A 25,015-nucleotide genomic window follows, 5' to 3' on the forward strand; every position below is an offset into this window, starting at 1 on the left:
TCCATCGAGCGGCCTCCACACATGCCCCAGCCCAATGCAACACCGAAGGCACCGCCCTCGGCTTCCCGGCGGTTCCAGGTCATCCTTCTGGTGATTGCCGGGGCCCTGATCGTGGCGGGCGCGATGTTCAGCGCCCGTACGCTTGGCAAGCTGCGCGACTCGGTGCAGTGGGTGACCCACACGATGTCGGTGATCGAGGCGGTCAAGGAGCTGAATTCAGCCAGCCATGACGTCGATACCTTTGGCCTGCGCTATCTGCTGGCGGCCAACGAGGGGCATCTGCGCGCCCACTCGATGGCGATCAGCACGGTCGCGGAACGCCTCGACCGCCTCGCGGCGCTGGTCAGCGACAACCCCAGCCAGATTGAGCGCGTCGAGCGGCTGCGTGCCGTGATGGACGCTCGCGACGAGTGGTTCCGGCGCGCAATCGGCGAGGCCCAGGTACTGGGCAATGGTGCCGATGCGCCACAGGTGCTCCAGGGTGGCGGCGCGGTACTGACCGGCGAGATCCGCATCCTGCTGCTGTCCATCGAGGGCGAGGAGAACCGGCTGCTGAGGCAGCGGCAGGCGCTGCTCGAAGGCATGCTGACCCAGGGTGCGGTCACCGTGGTGCTGGTCAATGGCCTGGCCCTGGTCATGGCGATCATCGCCCTGGCCCTGCTTCGCCGCGGCAATCAGGAGGAACAGGCCCGCCGTGTCATCGAGGCGCGCGCGGTCGAGGCCGAGCGCGCGACTCGGCAGAAGAGCGAGTTCCTGGCCACGATGAGCCACGAGATCCGCACCCCTATGAACGCCCTGCTCGGCTTCTCCCAGCTGCTCGGCCGCACCCGCATCGAGCCCCAGGCACAGGAGTACCTGCGGGCGATCCGAACCAGCGGCGAGGCACTGCTGGCGCTGATCAACGACATCCTCGACCTGTCGAGGATCGAGGCCGGAAAGCTGTCGCTGTCGCCGCAGATGGTCGAGATCCGCGATCTGGTCGACAGCACGGTCGGGGTGTTCAGCGAGGCCGCCAACCGCAAGGGGCTGGTGTTGCGCGTGCGCACCCGTCCGGAGGTGCCCCGTGCCCTGCTCACCGACCCGCACCGGCTGCGGCAGATCCTGATGAACCTGGTCTCCAATGCAGTGAAGTACACGGACCAGGGCGAGGTGGACCTCCTGGTGGAGGTCATTGGACGTTCCGGCGCGCGGGCTGACCTGCGTTTCTCCGTGCGCGACACCGGCCGCGGCATTCCCGAAGCGCAGCAGGCGCAGCTCTTCGAGCCCTTCCATCGCGCGGTGGCCGACGAGGAACGCGAGTCCGGCACCGGCCTTGGCCTCGCGATTGTCCGCCGCCTGACCGACCTGCTCGGCGGCAAGGTCGACGTGCAGAGCACCCCGGGCGAGGGCTCGACCTTCACCGTGACCCTCCTGGGTGCCGAGATCGGCGACCGTGCGAACGCCTCGGGCAGCCGATTCGGCGCTGGAGTCGGATTCGACCGGCTGGCACCCAGCCGCATCCTCATCGTCGACGACGTGGCCTGGAACCGCGATCTGCTGCAGGCCTTCCTCAGCGAGGGCGACCACCAGCTGGAGTTCGCCTCGAACGGCCAGGAGGCAGTGGACAAGGCCACGGAGTTCCGCCCCGACCTGATCCTGATGGACCTGCGCATGCCGATCCTCGACGGCCGCGAGGCCACGCGCCGGCTGCGCGAACGGATGGAGCCCGATCCACCGACGGTGATCGCGATCAGCGCCTCGAGCATGAGCCGGGAAGAACGCGAGCTGGGCAAGGTCTTCGATGGCTATGTCCGCAAGCCGGTCGACCGCGAAGTGCTCTACCAGGCGCTGGTCGAGCACCTGGGCGAGCGCGAGGAACCCGAACCCGCCGACACCGGGTCGGCGCCCGACCTGCCCCCCCCGGCCCCGCTGATCGAGGGCGCCGAAGCCCTGGACGAACGAATGATCGCCGAGCTTCGCGAGATGCTGGAGACTTCCCTCCCCCGTCTGCGCTCAACGCTCCGCGTTGCCGAGGTGGGCCGCTTTGCGGCTCGCTTGATGGAACTCGGCGAGAGCCACCAGGCGCCCTCGCTGGCCTACTTCGGCGAGCGTCTTCGCGGCGCCGTCGAACGATTTGACATCGCGCAGATGGAGTCGCTGCTCCACCAGGGCGAAGAACATCTGAACAGTGTCCTGAACGAGGTGAAGTAGGTAATGCGCAACTGGCCATGGCCCGATGAACCACTGCTGGTCCTGGCAGTGGACGACCAGGAACCCAATCTCAGGCTGCTGGGTCGTCTGCTGGCCGAGGCCGGCATCGACATCATGCCCGCCGGAAACGGCCAGACCGCCCTGTCTCGCCTGCAGGCGCTGCGTCCGGACCTGGTCCTGCTCGACCTGCGCATGCCGGGCATGGACGGGCGCGAGGTGCTGAAGGCGATCCGCGCGCGGGGCGAGTGGGATGACATGCCGGTGATCCTGTGCACCGCCGCGCACGAGAAGCCGGCCCTGCTCCAGGCCCTGTCCGAGGGGGCCGACGACTTCCTGCTCAAGCCCTACGAAGCCGAGGAGCTGCTGTTCCGGGTGATGGCCCAGGGCGAGCTATCGCGCCGCCGCCGTCTCGCTGCGGAAGCCGCGCAGGCCTGAGCGCAAGGGCCACCGGCGTCGCCGGACATTGCCCGCGGAGCGCAGGCTACCGCGCTGAGCCCGGTTCCCGGGCCGCACCCTGCCCGGCTTGGTGGAACGTGGACACCTCGCACCCCGCGCGGCGGCGACCAGCTGGAAAGGGCCGATTCGGGCGCGAAGAAGACATTCATAGGCTGCGGCTGGCCGCACCGGGCGTACCGTCCGAACGCCCGTATCGGTGCGCCAAGGCACTCCGTATAGGGCTCGCTGACGCGCAACGAAGCCCAACTGTGGGAGCCCCCTTGGGCGCGACAGCGGCGCTACGGATTCACCTCGGACCGCGGCCAGAGCGAACCTCCGCGATCGCGGCCATGTCCCCTCCTACGAAGAGCCCGCCCGGTCGGGGTCGGTGGCGAATGTCCGATTTGCGCCCCTTGCCTACGCCCGCCACTCCCGCTCCGGGTTGCCTTCTGCCCCTTGCCCCTCGCTCTACCCGCGGATCGCCGGAGGCGCGGAGGTGCGGGACCGCCGCAACGCACGTGCCCAGGCCCTACTCGCCGACGTCCCGCCGGCCGCCCCGCTTGGACACCAGAGCCACCTGTTCAATGACGATCTCGTGCGAAAGTGCCTTGCACATGTCGTAGACCGTCAGGGCTGCGACGCTGGCCCCGGTCAGGGCCTCCATCTCGATGCCGGTCCGGTAGGTGGCCCGGGCCTCGCAGTCGATGCGCAGGGCACAGTCGTCCTCCCAGTCGATGCTGATCCGGCATGCCTCAAGGGGCAGCGGGTGGCAGAAAGGAATCAGCTCGTGGGTGCGCTTGAGCGCCATGGTGCCGGCGATGATGGCGGTGTCGATCACCGCCCCCTTGGCCACGCGCAGGGCGTCATCGCGAAGCTGGCGGGCGACTGCGGGGGGAAAGCGCACCCTTGCCCGCGCATGCGCCCTGCGCTCCGTGACCGGCTTGTCACCGACGTCGACCATGGTGGGGCGCTGCGTGGAAGCATCGACGTGGGTCAGGCCCTGCTTGCTCATGCTGCCTCCGCGGGCGGGTTGAGGTCGAAGGCGTCGCCGGCCCGCGCCACGCGGTAGCCGCGTGCCGCGATCGCCCGGCCGTCGGCCTCCGATCCATAGTGGTAGAGCACCAGCGAAGGACGCCATTCGGCCGGATACTCGCGTTCGATATCGTCCAGTCCGGTGTGCGAGGGATTGCCGTGCAGGGCACAGTCGTGCGCCAGCAGCACGCCCTGACCGGCGTGGCGCGCCAGCTGCTCGGGCACCGGCCGGGTGTCGCCGGTGAAGACGAAGCAGCCGGCCAGCGCCAGGCCAAACGACGTGTTGGGCTCGTGGTGGCGGGTCGGAAACACCTCGAACCAGCGTCCACCGTGCCAGAAGCCGCGCTGGCAAGGGATCAGGCGGATGCCGTCCCAGTAGTTCACCCCGCCCTCGGCCAGCACGCCCGGGTAGTCGGCCACGCGGGCCTGGATCCACGGCACCAGGGCAGCATGGCAATAGAGCCGCATGGCCCCCCGCCGGGCCTCGTCGAACCAGGTGCCGAAGAACCAGCGCTCCATGCCGGCGATGTGGTCGAAGTGGGTGTGGGTCAGGTAGATCGCCGCGGGCGGCTCGCCGTAGCGGTCCAGGTAAGCCGACATGGCCTCTGCGCCACAGTCCACCATCAGCTGGGGACAGCCGTCGTGCTCCAGCACCACCGAGGACGAGCCCAGCTCGGGCGCCTGGGCACCTCCGACGCCCAGGAAGCGCAGCTGCCAGCTCACCGGCCGACTCCCGCAGCGGCGTCGTGCACGGCGCGCAGCTGGCGCCATGCGCTCAACCCCCGTGCCTGCTGCAGCACGCCAAGCTTGCGCCAGGAGCGCTCCAGACGATCCATCCGCCGCGCCCACCAGCCCGGTCGCGGCGCCCGCAGCTGACCGCGGTCGAAGTCGATCAACCACCACTGTCCGTTTCGGTCAAGCAGTATGTTATGGGCATTCAGGTCGGCATGGCTGGCCCCCGCGCGATGGAAGCGGGCCAGGGTCAGGCCGAGCTGCTCGATCGCCCCGGCATCCTCCAGCACCGCCGGAAACAGCTCGGCCAGGGTCCGCGCGCCAGGAATCTCGAGGGTCAGGAGGTCGGCGGTGTAGCGCAGCGGGTCGCAGCGACGGTAGCGCGCCGCCAGCGGCGGGGGCACCGGCAGCCCCATCTCAAGCAGGGTCGACAGCAGCTCGAACTCGGCGAAGCTGCGGGTGCGGCCGGCGCCGGCCCAGAGATAGCGATCGGCACTGATCCGGGCCACGGCGCCGCCCCGGCGATAGTGGCGCAGCACCGCCCGTCCGGCGGGCGTATCCACGCGCCACACCGCGCCGCGGCCGCCGCGAGCGGCGTCGGCTGAATCGTTCGGTTCGAGCCAGCGCTCGTCGACTTGTGGCAGGCGCCGACGGTCGAACACAATCGCGCCATGCGCCGTCGTGACGCATCGGGCGTCCACCGCAGAGAGCTGCATGCTGGCGTGCGAAATCCAAGGGCCTGCCGCGGAGTCTACCTTGCCCTCCACCTCGATCGAGTCGATCTGCCTGCTGCGCCTGTCGGCGCTGGGCGATGTCACCCACGTCGTGCCCCTGGTACGTACGCTGCAGGCACGCTATCCCGAGGCCAGGCTGGCCTGGGTGATCGGCAAGCTTGAGCACAAGCTGGTCGGCGACCTGCCGGGCGTCGAGTTCGTGGTGGTCGACAAGAGCCGCCGGCTCTCGGACGCCAAGGCGCTGCGCGAGACCCTGCAAGGCCGCCGCTTCGACGTGCTGCTGCAGATGCAGGTGGCGCTGCGGGCCAATCTGCTCTCGACCCTGGTGCCCGCCGAGCGCCGGGTCGGCTACGACCGTGCCCGCGCCAAGGACCTGCACGGCCTGGTGATCAACCAGCGCATCGAGCCCGGGCGCGGCCAGCACGTGCTCGACGCCATCGCCAGCTTTGGCACCGCGATCGGCGCACCGCGCCTCGAAGCGCCGGTCTGGGACATTCCGATCAGCGAGGCCGACCATGCCTTCGCCGAGTCGGTGCTGCCGGGCGATCAGCCGACCCTGTTGCTCAGCCCCTGTTCCTCGCACGCGCTGCGCAACTGGCACACAAAGGGCTATGCGGCGCTCGCCGGCCACGCCGCCGAACGCGGCTACCGGATCCTGCTCTGCGGCGGCCGCAGCGCGCTGGAACGCAACGTGGGCGACGCGATCATCGCCGCCACCCGTGCCCCGGTCATCGATCTGATCGGCAAGGACACCCTGAAGCAGCTGCTGGCACTGATGCAGCGTGCGAGCATCGTCGCGACGCCGGATTCGGGCCCCATGCACATGGCCAACGCGGTCGGCACCCGGGTGCTCGGCCTGCACGCCGCCAGCAACCCGCACCGCAGCGGCCCCTACAGCGACCGCCGCTTCTGCGTCGACCGCTATCCCGAGGCGGCCCGAAAGTTTCTCCGCCGCGATGCCGAGCGCCTGCCCTGGGGCAAGAAGATCGAGTTCCCGGGGGTCATGGACCTGATCGACGAGACCGACGTGATCGAGGCCTTCGAACGGCATCTGGCCACGCCGGCCTGAGGCGTCGAGGCGCAGTCCGCGCGCGGAGATGACATTCATAGGGTGCGGCTGGCCGCACCGGGCGTACCGTCCAAACGCCCGTATCGGTGCGTCCAAGACGCACCCTATGGGGCTTCGCTGACGCCCAACGAAGCCCGACTGCAGGAGCGCACATGGCCGCGACCGCGGCGTGACGTGTTCTCCACAGACCGCGGCCAGAGCGAACCTCCGCGGTCGCGGCCATGTCCGCTCCTACGAAAAGCCCGCACGATCGGGGTCGGTGGCCAATGTCCGATTCGCGCCCATCCCTCGCAAGTGATCGCGGGCGATTCTCGGCAGTACGAGGACGGATCCGGGCAGCCCGGTCTGCGCTCAGGCGCTACCGGCGCGGTAGTCCTGGTAGGACTTTTCCTCGACGTAGGTGGAGCCCAGCGCCAGGTTGATGGCCTTCTTGATCCGCGCGCGCTCGTCGTTCTCGAAATACACCGCCCGGGCGAGGCGGATGAACTCGTCGTCGAAGGCCTGCGCCTTCTCCTTGATGCGGATGTCGTCCTCGATCACCCAGAGGCGCTCGTTGACGGCCTTGAGCTCGGCACGCAGGGCGCTGATGTCCTGCCCGGCCGCCGGATGCGCAGACCAGGTCGCCTCCAGGGCGGACAGCTCGCGGCGCACGTTCTCCAGCTTGGCGGCATCGCTCATCCGCTCCGACTTGATTTCGAGGATGGCGATCTTGTCCAGCAGTTCACCGAAGGACACCGGGACCAGGATTTCCGACACGTCAGGATTCCACAGCAGGCTTGGGAGGCGAATGCTAGCCGAAGCCGGCGCTGCCGGCATCCCGGCTTCAGTCCAGCGCGGCGTGCAGCGCGCGGCCGAGCCGCTCGAGACCCTCGGCCAGCTCGGCCTCGCTGATGTTGAGCGCCGGCACGAAACGCAGCACGCCGGTGCCCGCGGTCAGCAGGAGCACGCCCTCGCCCGCCGCCGCGTCGAGCACGGCCGCGGCGCGCTCGGCAAACTGCGGGCGAAGGACCGCACCCTGCATCAGGCCGCGACCGCGCACGCCCTCGAACCAGCGCGCCGCGGGATCAAGGCGACGCAGCCCCTCGACCAGCTGCAGGCCGCGCGCCTCGACATTGCCGAGCAGCTCGGGCTGGTCGATGCGCGCCAGCACCGCGCGCGCCACCGCCGCAGCGAGTGGATTGCCACCGAAGGTGGTGCCGTGGCTGCCGAAGCCCAGCGCATCCGCGGCCGGCCCGCCGACCAGCATGGCGCCGATCGGGAATCCCCCTCCGAGTGCCTTGGCCAAGGTGACCACGTCCGGGCTGATCCCATCCCAGGCGTGGGCGAACAGACGGCCGGTGCGACCCATCCCGCACTGGATCTCGTCGAGCATCAGCAGCGCGCCCTGCTCGTCGCAACGCCGGCGCAGGTGGGCGAGGAATCCCGGGGCGGCAGGCAGGACACCGCCCTCGCCCTGGATCGGCTCCACCAGCACCGCGCAGACGTCCTCGCCGAAGGCGGCATCCAGCGCGTCGACGTCGTTGAAGTCGACATGGCGGAAGCCAGCGGGCAGCGGCTCGAAGCCTTCCTGGTACTTGGGCTGGGCGGTGGCGGTGATCGCGGCGAGGGTTCGGCCGTGGAAGCTGCCGCGGAAGGTGAGGATGACCCGCCGCGCAGGGTCGCGCCCCCGGGAAGCCGCATACCGGCGGGCCAGCTTGATCGCCGCCTCGTTGGCCTCGGCACCGCTGTTGCACAGGAACACCCGACGGGCGAATCCGGCTGCCCGGACCAGCTCTTCGGCAAGCCGGATCGGCGGCTCGCTGTGGAAGATGTTGCTGGTGTGCCAAAGCCTGCCGGCCTGCTCGACCAGGGCTTCGCGCAGGCCGGGGTCGGCGTGTCCCAACGCGTTGACGGCGATGCCGGCAGCCAGATCGACGAAGTCGCGGCCCGCTGCGTCCCAGACCCGCGAGCCCTCTCCGCGCACCAGGACCAGTTCGCGCTGTCGATAGATGGGCAGATAGTGCTCGCGTGCGCTGGCCAGCAGGCTACGGGTGGGGTCTTCGGCGGACATCGGTCGCGGACCAGGGGTGGGGCCGCGCAGTATCGCAAAGCGTGCCCGCTGCCGGGATCCGGCAGCTGCGCATTCCGTCCGGGAAATGAATTTTGCGCGCGGCCATCGGGCGCCGCGCCCTTCCCTTCCCCAGGCCCCTCGGGCACGCTTGCCGGATGTCCGGCCGGCGCCGATTGAACCGTCTGCTAATCCGAAGAATGGCGAACGTGCAATGCGCACGATCGCGCCCTCCAATGACTGGAGACAGGCATGCCCACTCGCCGCACCACCGCCCCTGCAACCCCGCGCCGCAGCGCCTCCGCGAAGGCAGCGCAGGCCGACGACCGCGACGCCCGGCTGCGTCAGGTGCTCGACGCGCTGAACCTCATCAGGAACGGCGACTTCTCGGCAAAACTTCCCTCGGACTGGGACGGCGTCGAAGGCAAGCTGGCCGAGGCCTGCAACGACATCGTCCAGCTCAATCGCCGCGTCTCGGGCGAGCTGGACCGCATCGGCCAGTCCGTGGGTCGCCAGGGCAAGACCCGCCAACGCGCCAGCTTCGGGGGCCGTGCCGGCGCCTGGGAGGGCATGGAGACCTCGGTCAACACGCTGATCGACGACCTGCTCTGGCCCACGGAACGGATGACCGACGCCATCGCCGCGGTGGCCAAGGGCGATCTGTCGCAATCCATCGCTCTGGACGTTGATGGCCGACCGCTCGAGGGCGCCTTCCTGCGCTCGGCCGGCATCGTCAACAAGATGATCGAGCAGATGAGCGTATTCAGCTCCGAGGTGACCCGCGTCGCCACCGAGGTGGGTACACAGGGCAAGCTCGGCGGACAGGCCAAGGTGCGCGGCGTGTCGGGGGTGTGGAAGGACCTGACCGAATCGGTCAACTCCATGGCCTCGAACCTCACCGCCCAGGTGCGCAACATCTCCGAAGTCACCATCGCGGTGGCCAACGGCGACCTCTCGCGGAAGATCACTGTGGACGTGCGCGGAGAGATCCTGCAGCTCAAGGAGGCCATCAACACGATGGTCGACCAACTGCGCGGCTTCGCCTCCGAGGTGACCCGTGTTGCCCGCGAGGTCGGCACCGAGGGCCAGCTCGGCGGCCAGGCCATCGTGCCCGGCGTCGCCGGCACCTGGAAGGATCTGACCGACTCGGTCAATGCGATGGCCTCCAACCTCACCTCGCAGGTGCGCAACATCGCCGAGGTCACCACGGCCGTGGCGCGCGGCGACCTCTCGCGCAAGATCACCGTCGACGTGAAGGGAGAGATCCTCGAGCTGAAGGACACCATCAACACCATGGTGGACCAGCTCAACGGCTTCGGCGCCGAGGTCACCCGCGTCGCCCGCGAGGTCGGCACCGAGGGCAAGCTCGGCGGACAGGCGCAGGTCAAGGGTGTGTCAGGCGTCTGGAAGGAGCTGACCGAGAACGTCAACTCGATGGCTTCGAACCTGACCGGACAGGTGCGCAACATCGCCGCCGTCGCCACCGCCATTGCCAATGGCGACCTGTCGCGCAAGATCACCGTCGACGTGCGCGGCGAGCTGCTGGAGCTGAAAGAAACCCTCAACACCATGGTTGAACAGCTGCGCTCGTTCGCCTCCGAGGTGACCCGCGTCGCGCGTGAAGTGGGCACCGAGGGCAAGCTCGGCGGCCAGGCCAAGGTGACCGGCGTCGCCGGCACCTGGAAGGACCTCACCGACCACGTCAACTCGATGGCCACCAACCTGACCTCGCAGGTGCGCAACATCGCCGAGGTGACCACGGCGGTGGCCCGCGGCGATCTGTCGCGGAAGATCGACGTCGAGGTGCAGGGCGAGATCCTCGCCCTGAAGAACACCATCAACACCATGGTCGACCAGCTCAACGGCTTCGCCGCCGAGGTCACCCGCGTCGCCCGCGAGGTCGGCAGCGAAGGCAAGCTCGGCGGCCAGGCCCAGGTGCCCGGCGTCGCCGGCACCTGGAAGGACCTCACCGACTCGGTCAACGCCATGGCCACGAACCTCACCGGCCAGGTGCGCAACATCGCCGAGGTGACCACCGCCGTCGCGCGTGGCGACCTCTCGCGCAAGATCACCGTCGACGTGAAGGGCGAGATCCTCGAGTTGAAGGACACCATCAACACGATGGTCGACCAGCTCAACGGATTCGGCGCCGAGGTCACCCGCGTCGCCCGCGAGGTCGGCACCGAGGGCAAGCTGGGCGGCCAGGCCAACGTCAAGGGCGTGTCGGGCGTGTGGAAGGAGCTGACCGAGAACGTCAATTCGATGGCCACCAATCTGACCACCCAGGTGCGCAACATCGCCGAGGTGACCACAGCCGTCGCCCGCGGCGACCTCTCGCGCAAGATCCAGGTCGACGTGAAGGGCGAGATCCTCGAGCTGAAGAACACCATCAACACCATGGTCGACCAGCTCAACAGCTTCGCTGCCGAGGTGACCCGCATGTCGCGCGAGGTGGGCACCGACGGCAAGCTCGGTGGACAGGCCATCGTGCCCGGCGTTGCCGGCATCTGGAAGGACCTCACCGACAACGTCAACTCGATGGCGACCAACCTGACCACCCAGGTGCGCAATATCGCCGAAGTGGCCACCGCGGTGGCCCGTGGTGACCTGTCGCGCAAGATCGCGGTGGACGCCAAGGGCGAGATCCTCGAGCTGAAGAGCACCATCAACACCATGGTTGACCAGCTCAACAGCTTCGCCGCCGAGGTGACCCGCGTCGCCCGCGAGGTCGGCACCGACGGCAAGCTCGGCGGCCAGGCGACCGTACCGGGTGTTGCCGGCATCTGGAAGGACCTCACCGACAACGTCAACGTCATGGCCACCAACCTGACCAACCAGGTCCGCGGCATCGCCATGGTGGTGACCGCGGTGGCCAACGGCGACCTGCAGCAGAAGCTGACCGTGCAGGCCAAGGGCGAGATTGCCGAGCTGGCGGACACCATCAACGCGATGACCAACACCCTGGCGATCTTCGCCGACCAGGTGACCACCGTCGCCCGCGAGGTCGGCGTGGAGGGCCGTCTGGGCGGCCAGGCCCACGTGCCCGGCACGGCCGGCATCTGGAAGGACCTGACGGCCAACGTCAACCGGCTGGCCGCCAACCTCACCTCGCAGGTGCGCGCCATCGCCGAGGTCGCGACGGCGGTGACCAAGGGCGACCTCACCCGCCTCATCCAGGTCGAGGCCCGCGGCGAAGTGGCGGACCTCAAGGACAACATCAACTCGATGATCGACAACCTGCGCGCGACCACCGAACGCAACCGCGAGCAGGACTGGCTGAAAACCAACCTGGCCAAGTTCTCCAGCACCATGCAGGGCCAGCGCGACCTGATCACGCTGGGCAACATCCTGCTCTCCGAGCTGGCCCCGGTTGTAAGCGCCGAGCAGGGTGTCATCTACGTGGTCGAACCCGCCGATGAGGGTCCGCGCCTGCGCCAGCTGGCCGGCTACGCCGATGGCCTGCAGGGCGGCGCGAGGCGCGAGTTTCGTCTGGGCGAAGGCCTGGTTGGCCAGTGCGCCGCCGAGCGCCGCCGTCTACTGGTCGAGGACCTGGGCGACGACTCGATCCAGATCGGCTCCGGCTTGTTCAATGCCCGCCCGCGCAGCGTGATCGTGCTGCCGGTGCTGTTCGAGGACCAGGTCAAGGCGGTGATCGAACTTGCCAGCCTGCGCGAGTTCACCGAATCGCATCGTGCCTTCCTCGAGCAGCTCAGCGGCTCGATCGGCATCGTCCTCAATACCATCGAGGCGACGATGCGCACCGAGAGCCTGCTGGCCCAGTCCCAGAAGCTCGCTTCCGAACTGCAGACGCAGCAGCGCGAGCTGCAGCAGACCAATGAGGAGATGGCGCTCAAGGCCAAGCTGCTCGCCGAGCGCAACGTCGAGGTCGAGCGCAAGAACCAGGAGATCGAGCAGGCCCGCCGCGCACTCGAGGAAAAGGCCGCCGAACTGGCCCTTACCTCGCGCTACAAGTCCGAGTTCCTGGCCAACATGTCGCACGAGCTGCGCACGCCGCTGAACAGCATCCTGATCCTCGGCCAGCAGCTCGCCGACAACGTCGAGGACAACCTCACGCCGCGCCAGGTCGAGTTCGCCAAGACGATCCACGGCGCCGGCACCGACCTGCTGAACCTGATCAGCGACATCCTCGACCTGTCGAAGATCGAGTCCGGCACGGTCACCGTCGAGAACGAGGAGATCTCATTCGGCCAAATCCGCGACACCGTCGAGCGCAACTTCCGCCACGAGGCCGAGCGGCGCAACCTTGAGTTCAGCGTGGACATCGACCCCTCGCTGGGGCGTCCGCTCACCACCGACCCCAAGCGACTGCTGCAGATCCTGAAAAACCTGCTCTCCAACGCCTTCAAGTTCACCGAGCAGGGCAGCGTGCGACTGCAGGCGCGAAAGGTGCAGGACGGCTGGAGCGAGGGCCATCCGGTGCTGTCGCAGGCCAGCGACGTGGTCGCCCTGACCGTCAGCGACACCGGCATCGGCATTTCCCCGGACAAGCAGCGGATCATCTTCGAGGCCTTCCAGCAGGCCGATGCCGGCACTGCCCGCAAGTTCGGCGGCACCGGCCTGGGCCTGGCCATCAGCCGGGAGCTGGCGAGCCTGCTGGGCGGCGAGATCCGCCTGCGCAGCGCCCCCGGCGAGGGCAGCATGTTCACCCTGTACCTGCCGCTCGACGCCGCCACGGGAGGCAGCGTCCGCCGCCGCCCCGCGCCGGATGCATCGACCACAGGCCGCGCCCTCCAGGCCACCGCAACGGCCGTCAGCACGTCGGACAGCATCGAGGATGACCGCGAACTCATCCAGGCCGGCGAGCCGGTGCTGCTGATCGTGGAGGACGACGCACGCTACGCGAGAGTGCTGCTCGATCTCGCCCGCTCGCGCGGGTTCCGTGGCGTCGTGGCCATGTCCGGCGCCGAGGCACTCAAGCTGGCGCGGGACCTCACTCCCAGTGCGATCTCCCTCGACATATTCCTGCCCGACATGCTCGGTTGGACGGTGCTGGCGCGACTCAAGCAGGATCCGGCCACCCGTCATATTCCGGTGCAGATCGTCACCATCGAGGAGGAGCGGCAGCAGGGCATGGAGCGCGGCGCCTTCTCCTTCCTGCCAAAGCCGACCACCACGGAAACGATCGAGGCGGCGCTGGACCGCATCAAGCGCTTCGCCGAACCCCAGGTGCGACGGCTGCTGGTCATCGAGGACAACGAGGCCGAACGAATCAGCATCGATGCCCTGATCGGCCACGAGGACGTCGAGATCGTGCCGGTGGGCACCGGCGCGGAGGCGCTGAGGAAACTGCGCGAGGAGAAGTTCGACTGCGCGGTGCTCGACCTCAGCCTTCCCGACATGAGCGGCTTCGAGCTGCTGGAAAAGGTGGAAGCCGAGGAGCGCCTGCGCCAGCTGCCGATCGTGGTCTTCACCGGCCGCGAACTGGGCGCCGAGGAGGAGAAGGCCCTCGGAAGGGTCGCGAAGAGCATCGTGCTCAAAGGGGCGCAGTCGCCCGAGCGGCTGCTCGACGAAACAGCCCTGTTCCTGCACCGGGTGGTCGACCGGCTGCCGACCCGGCAACGGCAGATGCTGGAGCGCCTGTACTCCTCCAACGAGGCGCTCGACGGGCGCTGCGTGATGGTCGTCGACGACGACATCCGCAACATCTTCGCCCTCAGCAGCATCCTCGAGCGGCAGGGCATGAAGGTGCTCACGGCTTCGAACGGCCAGGAGGCCATCGACCGGCTGGGCGAGACGCCCGAGATCGCGCTGATCCTGATGGACATCATGATGCCGGACATGGACGGCTACCAGACCATGCGCGAGATCCGCCGCGACAGCCGCTTCCGCTCGTTGCCGATCATCGCGCTCACCGCGAAGGCGATGAAGGGCGACCGCGAGAAGTGCCTCGAGGCCGGGGCTTCCGATTACATCGCCAAGCCCGTCCACACTGACCAGCTGCTGGCCATGCTGCGCCAGTGGATGCATCGCTGAGCGAAGACCGGAGGCCGGCCGTGGTCAATATCCTGCTCGTCGACGATCAGCCCTCGCGGCTGCTTAGCTACGAGGCGGTGCTCGCCGAACTGGGCGAGAACCTGGTCCGTGCCGGCTCAGGCCGTGAAGCCCTCGCCCGGCTGATGGAGATGGAGTTCGCGGTCATCCTGCTCGACGTCAACATGCCCGATCTCGATGGCTTCGAAACGGCGAGCATGATCCACCAGCACCCGCGGCACGAGAAGACGCCCATCATCTTCGTCACCGCGGTGCACATCACCGACCTTGATCGATTGCGCGGCTACCATCTGGGTGCCGTCGACTACGTCTTCGTACCCGTGGTGCCGGAGATCCTGCGCAGCAAGGTCTCGGTGCTCTGCGAGCTCTATCGCCAGCGCCGCGAGCTGGAGCGCCTGAATCGGAGCCTTGAGAAAACCAATGCGGATCTTGCCGACGCCAATGCCGCCCTGCAGGCGGAAAAGGCGAACGAGCTGCATGCCCTGAACCAGGTGCTGGAGCGGACCAACCGCGAACTGGCCGGCACCAACGCCACCCTGCAGGCGGAGATCGCCGAGCGACGCCGTGCCGAAGAGCGCCTTCGCGACGCCGACCGGCGCAAGGACGAGTTCCTCGCCACCCTGGCCCACGAGTTGCGCAATCCGCTGGCGCCGATCCGCAACGCCCTGCAGCTGCTGCGCACCGGCAGTCCCGAGGTCACGGGTGGCGCGCTGACCGTCATGGAGCGCCAGCTGCGGCAGCTGGTGCGACTCATCGACGACCTGCTCGACGTCGCTCGCATCACCCGCGGAAAGCTGGAGATGCGCAAGCGACAGATCGTGCTGCGAACGGTACTCGACGACGCCATTGCCGCGGTGCGACCGGTGATCGACGACGCGCGGCAGACGCTGGAGGCCGATCTGGAGGCGGCCGACGTGGAAGTGGACGCCGATCCCGAACGACTGACCCAGGTCTTCGCCAACCTGCTCAACAACGCCTGCAAGTACAGCCCGCCCGAGGCCCGGCTGTCGATCAGCGCCCGCTGCGAGGACGGCCGTGCCGTGGTCCTGGTCCGCGATGAGGGAATCGGCATCCCGGCCCCGCAGCTTGAGCAGATCTTCGACCTGTTCGTGCAGGCCGACACCTCGCTGGAACGCGCCCGGGGTGGGCTTGGCATCGGCCTCACGCTGGTCCGCCAGCTGGTCCACATGCACGGCGGCAGCGTGGCCGCCGAAAGCGCCGGTGGCGGATTGGGCAGCACCTTCACCGTGCAGCTGCCGCTCTCCGCCGCCCGGCCCATCGGGGACACCAGGTCCGGGGAAGCGATCCCGGCGGCGCAGTCGAGCGCGATGCCCAGCGCGCGTCGCCGGGTCATGGTGATCGACGACAACCGCGATGCTGCCGACAGCCTGTCGATGGCGCTGCGCCTGTCCTCGCACGAGGTCCGCGTGGTCTATGACCCGCTCAAGGCCAGGGAGGCCTGTGCCCTGTTCCGCCCGGAGATCGTTTTCATGGACGTGGGCATGCCGGGAATGAACGGCTACGACCTGGTCCGGCTGCTGCGTGGCGAGCCCTGGGCCGAACGCGCGCTTATCATCGCCCTGACCGGCTGGGGCCAGGAGACGGATCGACAGCGCTCGCGTGAGGCAGGCTTCGATCACCACCTCGTGAAGCCGGCCGACTTCGAGGAGATCGAGATGCTGTGCAATGCGGAACGCCGCGAGGGCGGCGGGGTAGCGTCGGGAGTGGCGCATGGCTGAACCCAAGAACACCCCCTGGGACCCGCGCTGGCTGAGCCGGCTGAGCCACGACCTGCGCAACGAGCTGGTGCCGCTGCGCACCGCGACGGATCTGCTCGGCCGGGGCCGCCTCGATCCCGAGGGCCAGCGCGAGATGGTCGGCATGATCGATCGCCAGACCCGCCGCCTGGTACGGATGCTTGAGGATCTTTCCGAGTACGGGCATGCGCTCGCCCACCACACATCCCCGCGTCGGGAGCGCCACGAGCTGGCCCTGATCATCGACAACGCCCTGGGCCAGGTGGAGGGCGCGGCGCGCGCGGCGGGTCACGATCTTGCCGCCGAGCTTCCGGACGACCCGCTTGAGGTCGACGGCGACGCCAACCGTCTCACCACCCTGCTCCGCCGCCTCCTCGACAATGCCTTGCGCTTTACCCCGGCCGGCGGCCGGATCCGCCTGAGATTGCGCCGCGAGGGCGACCAGGCCGTGCTGACCGTAGCGGACTCGGGACCGGGCATTCCGGAACCTGAACGTGAGGCGGCCTTTGGCCCGCCCCTCGAGCAACGCGACGCCACCGGACTGGGCCTCAGCCTGACTCTCGCCCGCCGCTGCGCCGAGGACCACGGCGGCAGCCTGCGCGCCGAGCAGGACCCCGATCTGGGCGGCGCCGCCCTGATCCTCACCCTGCCCCTGGCCTGAGGGCTCCGAAGCCGGCGCGCCCTCCGGGCCCAAAGCGGACGTTCGCCACCGCCCCGATCGGGCGGGCTCTTCGTAGGAGCGGACATGGCCGCGACAGCGGAGATTCGCTCTGGCCGCGGTCTGTGGTGAATACGCCGCGCCGCGGTCGCGCCCATGTGCGCTCCTACAGTCGGGCTTCGTCGGGCGTTGGCGAAGACGCATAGGGTGCGTCTTGGACGCACCGATTCGGGCGTTCGGACGGTATGCCCGGTGCGGCAAGCCGCACCCTATGAATGTCTGCTTCGCGCCCGAACCAGACCCTTCGCCGTGGCCGGGAATCCCTGACGCGTAGCGACCCAGTGGCGGAGAGGGGTGAGAGGGCTCGCTTGCGAACCACAGGTTCGCGAGCCATCGAACGCCATCGCGCATGCAGGCGCGATGGCCGGGCCGACCTCGGAGCCGTCGTAGATGGCGGAGAGGGGTGAGAGGGCTCGCTTGCGAACCACAGGTTCGCGAGCCATCGAACGCCATCGCGCATGCAGGCGCGATGGCCGGGCCGACCTCGGAGCCGTCGTAGATGGCGGAGAGGGGTGAGAGGGCTCGCTTGCGAACCACAGGTTCGCGAGCCATCGAACGCCATCGCGCATGCAGGCGCGATGGCCGGGCCGACCTTGTAGCCATCGTAGATGGCGGAGAGGGAGGGATTCGAACCCTCGATACGCTGAAAGCGTATACCGGATTTCGAGTCCGGCGCATTCGACCACTCTGCCACCTCTCCGCAGAGGCTGGCGCCTGAAGACAGGGCGCCGGAACTTCGCCGGCCGGCGGTCAGGGCGGGGGGCGAAGGCGGCGGATCATACGCAGGCCGCCTTCGCTGGGCAAGCCCCTTCGACTCAGGGCGCCGCCGCGCCGCTCCGCGGCATGAAGAAGAAATCGCCGGTGATGTGGCCCGCAAACTGGATCGGCGCGTAGACCGGTGACTGGGTCAGCGGCGCATCGAGCGAGGTCAGGGCAAGGGTCGAGGTGATCTCGCGGTACAGGGCCTGGCCTTCGAGCAGGCGGTTGTTGTCCTCCAGCACGTTGAGGAAGGCACGGGCGAAGTAGGAATGCTTGCCGGTGCCCACATCCGGAACCGGCTGCAGGCCGCCGGAGGTCAGCGCTATGCGTGCGCGGCCGTCGTTCATGGTCTTGACCCATTCGCCCCAGTCGCTGCCGCGATCACCGCCCCCGGCAAACAGCGGCAGGGCCGCCTCGGTCAGGGCACCGGAGTAACAGGAGTCGGCAACCACCAGCACATGCTTGGCCTCCATGGTGTCGAGGATGTCCGACACCGCACGGTTGGAGATCCAGGTGTTGCTCAAACCCGCCTGCCCGTCGACCGGGATCCAGTAGCCGGTCTTGCCATCCTCGCTGAGCTCGCCGTGACCGGCGTAGTAGACCAGCAGGTTGTCCTCGGGCTTCAGCTCCTGGCGCAGGTCGTTGAGCGCGGAGAGCATGTCGAAGCGGGACGCATTGAGCAGCAGGGTGGTCTTGTAGCCGTAGCGATCCCTGAGCAGGTTGCTGACCGCGGTGGCGTCATTGACCGCGCTCTTCAGCGAGCCGAAGACGTTGCTCTGGTAGCTGTTGTTGCCGATGACCAGGGCGTGGAAGCGGCCGAGCTTGACCCCGGCGGGCACGCCGCGCGCGCTGCCGGCGCTCGGCGCGTTCACGGGGGAGGCACCGGGCTGCGGCAGCATGGTGAACTCGATGCTGGCGAGGTCACCCGTGCGGCTGACCGCTGCGACCTGGATCAGCGAGCCCTGCTGGGCCACATCGACGCTGGCGCGGAACAGGCCGTTGTCGCCGATGATGACCGGCGTGCCGTTCACGGTGATCTCCTTCACCGCCTGCGGCGCAGAGACCTTGCCGACCAGCGGATGCCGCCCGGGCGCGCCACGCAGCATGGCCGCCGACTTGCCGCGGGTCAGGGTCAGCGGGGGATCTATGATCTCGAGCGTCGGCGCGGCAGCAAGCAGGGCGCCACCGCTGATCGAAACCTGTTGTTCCAGCGCGACGATCTGCAGCTGCTGGTTACGCAGTTCGGTCTCGCGGGAGGCCAGCTGGGTCTCCAGCAGCTTCATCAGCTCCCAGTCCTCCTGGTTGCGGTTGGCGGCCGCGGCCTCCAGCTCGGCGATGCGCGCGTCATAGGCAGCCCGCTGGGCGGCGAGCTCGGCCTGCACCCGCGACAGCTCCGACTCGAGCGAGGCGCTGCGCTGCTTCGAGCCCTCGATGGACGCAGCCAGACGCTGGCTCTGCTGCTGCAGCATCTCGGCGTCCGCGCCCTGCCCTGACTGCAGCGCGGACTCCTGCTGGGCCAGCTGCTCCTGGCGGCGCTGCAGGGCGGCCTTTTCAGCCTCGATCTCGCGGGTCAGGCGCAGCAGGTCGTCCGAGCGACTGGCCAGTTCGCGCTTCTGTGCCTCCAGCGCGGCGAAGTCGGCGCCTGTCGCCTGTCGGGCCTGGGCCAGCTGCTGCTGCAGCCTGGCCACTTCGGCCTGGGCGGCCTGGGCCGCCTGCTTTCGCGAACCCAGTTGGGATTGCAGGTCGCGCACCTGGGCGCGCAGCTGGTCGGCCTGCTGGCGCTGCTCCTCAACGGTCTGCTTGAGCGCCGAAATCTCGCTGTCCTTGGCCTCGAGCTGCACCTTGACCGCCGAGGCGAAGAGCAGCTCATCGCCGCCGGCACCGGAGGCCTCGCGATACAGGTTGAGCGCCTTCAGCTCGTCCTTGGGCACGCCAAGGCCCTGCTCGTAGAGATAGGCCAGATTGGTCTTGGCGCGGGCAAAGCCCTGTTCGGACGCCTTCTGGAACCACTGCGCGGCCATGCCGTGATCGGGCGGCGTGCCGAGCCCCTTCAGGTAGATCTCACCGACGTAGTTCTGCGCCTCGGCGCTGCCCGTGAGGGCCTGGGTCATCCAGACCTGCAGCGCGGTCTGGTAGTTGGCACGGTCGTAGGACACATACTCGCCGCCGCGGATCTCGCAGTCTGCCTGCGTCGTGCGAATCGGCCGCCGCGCCGACATGAAGGTCGCCTGAGCACCGAGTTTGCGCACCTGGCCTGGAAGCAGGCAGTCGACGATGAGCAGATCCTCTGGATTCTTGGGCCCACCGCGTGCCGCTTGACCTGCCTGTGGAGCAAGCCCGCCCAGGGCGACGAGCGCTGCCATCGAGAGTGCAACCAGAGCGCGCCTGGGCGCCGTATGAGGGCCAAGGGTCGGGGTTTTCATTGCAAGCCTCCGGAGCACAGCCACAGCGGACGACCCGAGTATACTGCCGTCAAACTGGGGTCAAGGAGTTGGGGAACATGAACCAGATACGTCGATTCGGCGACGGGCGGATGCGTCCGCGTGGAAGTGTCCTTCGGTTTGTACCCCCAGTTCCGCTGCGCCTGGCCTTCTTGCTGCTCGCCCTGTTAGCCGCCGGTGCAGCGCATGCACAGACGGCGACCCTGACCCAGAGCTTCTATTTCGGCTCAACGGGCATCCCGATTCCGGTAACCCTCGAGACTCGGGACCAGGGCGGTTCGCTCGCCGGCGGTGGCACCCTGAACTGGGACGTCTCCAGCTGCACCACGGGGCCGGTGTTCCAGCCCAGCCCGCCGCCCGTGGCGGCGGATGTAAGCGGGTCCAGCACGGCAAACCTGCTGTTCAGCGCACCCGAGACCTGCTCGATTTCGGTGACCTGGGATCCGGATGGCCCGGGCACCCAGCCGGCGCTGGCCCCCGCGGTGGCCCTGATCGATGCCGTCAATCCGCCCCTGAATGCGGCGCCGCTCACGCCGCTCAACGTGACCACCACTTCGTTCGGCGCACCCGTCTTCCAGATCCAGGTCACCGACGGCGGCATCCCGGCCCCCGGCATGTTCGTCGAGTGGGTGGTCAGCGCACCCGACGAGAGCTTCACGTTCTACGGGGATGCCTGCACGCCGAGCAGCTTTACCACCGATGCCAACGGCATCAGCACCCTCGACCTCTCATCCCTGACCCCGCCGGTCGCACTCAACCAGCTTGGCACCTGGTTTGTGGAGGCCTACGCGGAGCGCCCCGGTGAAGGCTCCTGCGGCAACGCATCGAAATCGCGTCGGGCCAAGGGTATCCCTCCAAACCTCGTGCCTTTCGGAATGACGGTGGAGGACGTCACCCTGAGCTTCCAGAATCCGCCGACCCAGATCTTCTCCGGCACGACGGGCAACCCGTTCACCGTGCTGGTGTCGGGCGCGACGAGCGGCAATCCGGTGTCGGGCGCCAGCGTGAACTTCAGCGCCAGCCCGACCGGCACCGTGGGCCCGCCGTCCGATGTGCAGACCACCGACGGATCGGGCCTGGCCACCTTCCTGGTCGATGCAGGATCGCCCGACCTGATGGGCGGCACGATCACCGCGCAGGTGACCGTGCCTCTGACGACCCCGGCGGTGCGATCGGCCAACACGATCGTCGCCGTCGTCGACCTTGACGTGATCATCTCGACCCCGGCCCCCACCACACCCACCTTCACCGACGAGCAGGCGGCCGGCTTTGCCGTGCAGACCCGCGCCGACAGCGGCAACGGTTTCGACCCGGCGGGCAATGTCCCGGTCACCTTCTCGATTCTCTCCGGCACCGCCACCTTCTTCGGCGGCGCCACCAGCGTCGTGGTCAATTCCGACGTCACCACCGGTATCGCCACCTCGCCGTCGCTGCAGATCGGCCGCGGCGCCGGCCCGGTGGTGGTCGAGGCCGACGCCGGACCGCATGGCACGCTGACCCAGAACTATGCGGTGCAGGCTTCCACCTACAGCCTCAGCCCGTCCAGCACGCCGGGCAGCCAGGACATCGACATCTCGGAGGTCGCCAATCTCGCCGTGCTGCTCGAGCGCAGCGGCAGCTCCACGCCCGTGCCGCTGCCGGCCGAGGCGATCAGCTGGCAGATCGCGCCGAGCAATGGATCGAGCATCACCCCGCCGAACCCGACCACCGACACCTCCGGCATATCGACCGTCAGCTTCGTCCCGGCGGCTACGGGCACCTATACGGTCACTGCCACCTTCAATACCGGGTTCACCACCAATCCGACCCAGAGCTTCACCGTCAATGTCAGCGCACCGGTTCTCACCCTCGACGCGGTCTCCGGTGACGGCCAGACCGGCGAACCCGGTGCCACCCTCCCCGATCCGCTGGTCGTGCAGGCCCTCGACGACGGCCTGCCGCCGGCCAGCGCCACCATCGAATGGTCGGCCACGGGCGGGGTGCAGCTGTTCAGCAGCAGCAACCCGACTCCAACTGGCCTGCTCACCGAACCGGCCGACGCTTCCGGACTTAGCGGCGTCCAGGTCATCCTGCCGGCCCAACCCGGCAGCTTCGTGGTCACCGCCACCCGGCTGATTCCGCCGCTGGCCAAGGGCGGCGCGAAAGGGGCCACGACTCCCGGCCCCAGCGTCAGCTTCACCGTGAGCTCGGGCGCCCCGGCCCGGGTGACCATCGAGGCGGTCGAGGGCAACGGCCAGACCGGCCTCGTCGGCTCCGAAGGCACTCCGCTCGGCGCCCGGGTGCTGATCGACGGCCGGCCCGCCGTAGACCGTGGCGTCTCTTGGCGGATCCAATCGGGTGATGCCCAGGTTTCCCCGAGCGTCAGCTTCACCGATGAACAGGGCATCGCGCGCACCGCCCTGCGCTTTGGTCCCAACGCTGGCCCATCAACGATCATCGCGTCCAACGCCGAGGCCGGCGAGGCCGTCTTCTCCGTCGAGGCGACGGCCAGTCCGCCGCAGATCGAGCTGATCTCGGGCGATAACCAGACCGGCGTAACGGGCGCCGTGCTGGGCGAAGACTTCGTCGTTCGCGTCTTTTCGCAGGACGGCAGTCCGCTGGCGAATGTCGACGTCGGCTGGAGCATCGTGGAAGGCGGCGGCAGCCTCGACGCCGACGTCTCGAGCACCAATGCCCAGGGCCTTGCAGGCAACCGCCTCACCCTGGGCAACCAGACGGGCAGGACCCGGGTCAGGGCCGCGCTCGGCGCCGACAGGTTTGTCGACTTCATCGCCACGGCCACCACGCCCGGCGGCACGGTCGTGCGGCTGGTGCGGGTCAGCGGGGACGGCCAGCGCGGCCTCGTCGGCACGCGGATCGACGAACCCTTGACCGTGCAACTGCTGGAAGCCGGCGTCGCTGTGCCCAACCCCCGGGTGTTCTGGGAGGTGCTCGAAGGCAATGCCACCCTCGACGGCGCGGAAAGCATCGGCAACGAGCAGGGCTTCGCCACCATGAGCCTGGTCTTCGGCGCCGGTGCGGATGCGGTCAGGATTCGAGCCCGCGCCTCCGCTGCGGCCGACCCGGTGATCTTCAATCTCCGCGGCGCGAACCCGGTTCTTTCCGGTGTCGAGGGCAACGGCCAGAGCGGCCCGCCCGGGGAGACGCTCGAGGAGTCGCTTGCGGTCAACGTCACCCAGGGAATGGAGAAGCGATTGGACGGCGTGCCCGTGCAGTGGCGCGTCCTGACAGGCGGCGGCAGCTTCGCCAGCGCACAGACCCTGAGTGACACGAACGGCCGCGCCAGCAACCAGTGGACTTTGGGCCCGGCGATCGGTGAGCAGACCGCGGTCGCCATCCTGCCCGGCGGGCAACAGGTGCCCTTCACCGCCACCGCGGTGGCGCCCCAGCTGACCGGCACGCTGTCCGTCGTATCCGGCACGCCGCAGAACCTTGCCCCGGGGACCCCGAGCGCACCACTCGTGGTCGAACTGAGGGACGGCAACGGACAGCCCATCAGCGGCGCCCTGATCGAATGGAGCGGCGACGCCCAACGCGTATCGCTGCGCGATGCCAGCCTGCGTACGGGCAACGACGGCCGCGCCAGCAATATCGCCACCGTGCTGATCCCGGGTGCGGTCAGCGTCTCCGCGCGTGTCGCCAACAGCGAGATTCCGGCAGTGACCTTCCAGCTGACCGGCGGCATCGCCCAGATCCCGGGGCTCAATCCGCAGCAGCGTGACGTCGGCACGGCGATCGACAACGCCTGCCCGGCTCTGGCCGCCATCGCCAACCGTACGCCCGAGCAGGAAGACCTCTTCCAGCGCTGTTCGGAGCTGGTCGGCAATGCCGCCGACAACCCTGGGGAGGTGCGCAACGCGCTGGATGAGCTGCCCGCGGACATCGGCCCATCGCTTGCCGGACAGGGCCTGGGCAGCGTCGATGTGCAGTTCGACAATCTCGACACCCGCCTGTTCATGATCCGCGGCGAGAAGACCGGCGCGCAGCGCAACCAGTTCAACATCGGCCTGTGGACGCCCGACGGCACCCTGCCCCTGTCCTTCCTGCCCTCCGCCCTGATGTCGGCCGGCGCGGCGGACGAGGAGGAAGCCGGGCTCGATTTCGACCGCTGGGGCTTCTTCGCTACCGGCCAGATCGGCCGCGGCGAGGTCCGCGCCGGCCAGCGCACGCCGGAGTTCGACTACGACATCGCCGGACTCACCTTCGGCGTCGACTATCGCTTCACCGACAGGCTGGTCGGCGGCGTGGCGCTGGGCTACAGCGACAACGACGCCGAGCTCTCCGACGGCGGCGGCGACGTGGCCACCAAGGGCTGGAACCTCTCGGCCTATGCCACCTGGTACTCGGACCGCGCCTGGTACGTCGACGGCACCGTGATGCTCGGCCGGCTGGACTACGACCTGCAGCGCCGCGTGCGCTACATCATCACCGCACTCGACGGCGGCCGCACGGTGGTCGATCAGGTCGGCACCAGCAAGACCGATGGCGACGCCTTCGGCACCTCGATTTCGGTCGGCCGGGACTGGCAGAAGGGCCCCTGGAGCCTCAACGGCTACCTCCGCGGTCAGTACTCGCGGGTCAAGACCGACAGCTTCGTCGAGACCATGCGCGCCGGCCAGCCGGGCGCCGGCCTTGCGCTGGCGATCGACGGCCGCACCACGGAATCGATGACCTCGGTGGTTGGCGGCCGCGCGACCTACATCCTCAGCCGTGACTGGGGCATCCTGATGCCGAACTTCTCGGTCGAGTGGGAGCACGAGTTCGAGGACGACCCCAGCCGCCTGACCGCTCGCCTGGCCTTTGACCCGACCGGAAGCGTCATCGAGCGGTTCGGCGACCCGGTGGACACCGACTATTTCAATGTCGGCGTCGGCGTCTCGGCGCTGTTCCCCGGCGGGCGCTCGGCCTATCTCTACTACGAGGAGCTGCTTGGCGCCTCGCGGCAGAGCCAGGGCCTGCTCTCGCTCGGCGTGCGCTTCGAGTTCTGATGCAGCGCAGCGGCCAGTGGAACGCGCGAGGGCCGGCTTGCACGCGTCTTGCCGCAAACGGCATGATGCGTCGCATGCCTGCCCTCGCTGCAGCATGGAGA

Annotated in this window: 13 protein-coding genes and 1 tRNA gene; 7 read left to right on the forward strand and 7 right to left on the reverse strand. The window is 68.7% G+C overall.

What is annotated here, in order from left to right:
- Positions 1 to 21 precede the first annotated feature (21 nt).
- The gene (locus M0G41_RS06170) at positions 22 to 2,190 is read left to right on the forward strand and encodes an ATP-binding protein (protein WP_248206550.1); all 2,169 of its coding nucleotides are present in this window, start codon (positions 22 to 24) and stop codon (positions 2,188 to 2,190) included.
- A gap of 3 nt (positions 2,191 to 2,193) precedes the next feature.
- On the forward strand, positions 2,194 to 2,625 hold the full coding sequence (locus tag M0G41_RS06175) for a response regulator (RefSeq protein ID WP_248206552.1): 432 nt from the start codon (positions 2,194 to 2,196) through the stop codon (positions 2,623 to 2,625).
- A 529-nt stretch (positions 2,626 to 3,154) separates the two neighbouring features.
- Here the strand turns inward: M0G41_RS06175 and moaC are convergent.
- Genes moaC through M0G41_RS06190 form a run of 3 tightly spaced genes read right to left on the reverse strand, consistent with a single transcriptional unit; the run spans position 3,155 to position 5,105 of the window.
- A complete protein-coding gene (moaC, locus tag M0G41_RS06180) occupies positions 3,155 to 3,637 on the reverse strand; it encodes a cyclic pyranopterin monophosphate synthase MoaC (protein WP_248206554.1) in 483 nt (160 codons plus the stop codon).
- The gene (locus tag M0G41_RS06185; protein WP_248206557.1) at positions 3,634 to 4,380 is read right to left on the reverse strand and encodes an MBL fold metallo-hydrolase; all 747 of its coding nucleotides are present in this window, start codon (positions 4,378 to 4,380) and stop codon (positions 3,634 to 3,636) included. Before M0G41_RS06185 ends, moaC begins: the two co-directional genes overlap by 4 nt.
- Positions 4,377 to 5,105, reverse strand: a complete 729-nt coding sequence (locus M0G41_RS06190) for a 3-deoxy-D-manno-octulosonic acid kinase (protein WP_248206558.1) — start codon at positions 5,103 to 5,105, stop codon at positions 4,377 to 4,379. Before M0G41_RS06190 ends, M0G41_RS06185 begins: the two co-directional genes overlap by 4 nt.
- Before the next feature lie 40 nt (positions 5,106 to 5,145).
- Here M0G41_RS06190 and M0G41_RS06195 point away from each other — a divergent pair, with 40 nt between their 5' ends.
- Positions 5,146 to 6,192 carry a glycosyltransferase family 9 protein gene (locus tag M0G41_RS06195; protein ID WP_425511232.1) on the forward strand — a complete coding sequence of 349 codons (1,047 nt, stop codon included), beginning with the start codon at positions 5,146 to 5,148 and terminating at the stop codon, positions 6,190 to 6,192.
- Between the two features lie 351 nt (positions 6,193 to 6,543).
- Here the strand turns inward: M0G41_RS06195 and M0G41_RS06200 are convergent, their stop codons facing one another.
- Positions 6,544 to 6,948 (reverse strand): DUF6165 family protein, encoded by a 405-nt coding sequence (locus M0G41_RS06200; protein ID WP_248206560.1) that lies wholly within the window; start codon positions 6,946 to 6,948, stop codon positions 6,544 to 6,546.
- 67 nt (positions 6,949 to 7,015) lie between these two features.
- A complete protein-coding gene (locus tag M0G41_RS06205) occupies positions 7,016 to 8,242 on the reverse strand; it encodes an aspartate aminotransferase family protein (protein ID WP_248206562.1) in 1,227 nt (408 codons plus the stop codon).
- Between the two features lie 249 nt (positions 8,243 to 8,491).
- Here M0G41_RS06205 and M0G41_RS06210 point away from each other — a divergent pair, with 249 nt between their 5' ends.
- From M0G41_RS06210 to M0G41_RS06220, 3 genes are read left to right on the forward strand one after another with little or no spacing between them, the layout of a single operon-like run.
- On the forward strand, positions 8,492 to 14,233 hold the full coding sequence (locus M0G41_RS06210; protein ID WP_248206565.1) for a HAMP domain-containing protein: 5,742 nt from the start codon (positions 8,492 to 8,494) through the stop codon (positions 14,231 to 14,233).
- A 20-nt stretch (positions 14,234 to 14,253) separates the two neighbouring features.
- A complete protein-coding gene (locus tag M0G41_RS06215) occupies positions 14,254 to 15,990 on the forward strand; it encodes a response regulator (protein ID WP_248206567.1) in 1,737 nt (578 codons plus the stop codon).
- Complete coding sequence (locus M0G41_RS06220; protein ID WP_248206568.1) at positions 15,983 to 16,669, forward strand: sensor histidine kinase; 687 nt, start codon at positions 15,983 to 15,985, stop codon at positions 16,667 to 16,669. The genes M0G41_RS06215 and M0G41_RS06220 overlap by 8 nt, the downstream gene beginning before the upstream one ends.
- 666 nt (positions 16,670 to 17,335) lie before the next feature.
- On the opposite strand, the gene M0G41_RS06225 is transcribed toward M0G41_RS06220, so the two are convergent.
- Together M0G41_RS06225 and M0G41_RS06230 are read right to left on the reverse strand one after the other, a co-directional pair.
- Positions 17,336 to 17,426 (reverse strand) — tRNA-Ser (locus M0G41_RS06225).
- 115 nt (positions 17,427 to 17,541) lie between these two features.
- Positions 17,542 to 19,848, reverse strand: coding sequence for a caspase family protein (locus M0G41_RS06230; protein WP_248206570.1), 2,307 nt, complete (start codon positions 19,846 to 19,848; stop codon positions 17,542 to 17,544).
- Between the two features lie 137 nt (positions 19,849 to 19,985).
- On the opposite strand from M0G41_RS06230, the gene M0G41_RS06235 reads away from it, so the two are divergent.
- The gene (locus tag M0G41_RS06235; protein ID WP_248206572.1) at positions 19,986 to 24,914 is read left to right on the forward strand and encodes an autotransporter domain-containing protein; all 4,929 of its coding nucleotides are present in this window, start codon (positions 19,986 to 19,988) and stop codon (positions 24,912 to 24,914) included.
- Positions 24,915 to 25,015: the final 101 nt, after the last annotated feature.

Origin of the sequence: Pseudomarimonas salicorniae (assembly GCF_023156535.1) — a bacterium.
GTDB lineage: Bacteria > Pseudomonadota > Gammaproteobacteria > Xanthomonadales > Xanthomonadaceae > Pseudomarimonas > Pseudomarimonas salicorniae.

Coding starts and splice junctions, on each gene's coding strand:
- M0G41_RS06170 (WP_248206550.1), top strand. CDS start 22: ATGCCCCAGCCCAATGCAACACCGAAGGCACCGCCCTCGGCTTCCCGG.
- M0G41_RS06175 (WP_248206552.1), top strand. CDS start 2,194: ATGCGCAACTGGCCATGGCCCGATGAACCACTGCTGGTCCTGGCAGTG.
- moaC (WP_248206554.1), bottom strand. CDS start 3,637: ATGAGCAAGCAGGGCCTGACCCACGTCGATGCTTCCACGCAGCGCCCC.
- M0G41_RS06190 (WP_248206558.1), bottom strand. CDS start 5,105: ATGCAGCTCTCTGCGGTGGACGCCCGATGCGTCACGACGGCGCATGGC.
- M0G41_RS06205 (WP_248206562.1), bottom strand. CDS start 8,242: ATGTCCGCCGAAGACCCCACCCGTAGCCTGCTGGCCAGCGCACGCGAG.
- M0G41_RS06210 (WP_248206565.1), top strand. CDS start 8,492: ATGCCCACTCGCCGCACCACCGCCCCTGCAACCCCGCGCCGCAGCGCC.
- M0G41_RS06220 (WP_248206568.1), top strand. CDS start 15,983: ATGGCTGAACCCAAGAACACCCCCTGGGACCCGCGCTGGCTGAGCCGG.
- M0G41_RS06230 (WP_248206570.1), bottom strand. CDS start 19,848: ATGGCAGCGCTCGTCGCCCTGGGCGGGCTTGCTCCACAGGCAGGTCAA.
- M0G41_RS06235 (WP_248206572.1), top strand. CDS start 19,986: ATGAACCAGATACGTCGATTCGGCGACGGGCGGATGCGTCCGCGTGGA.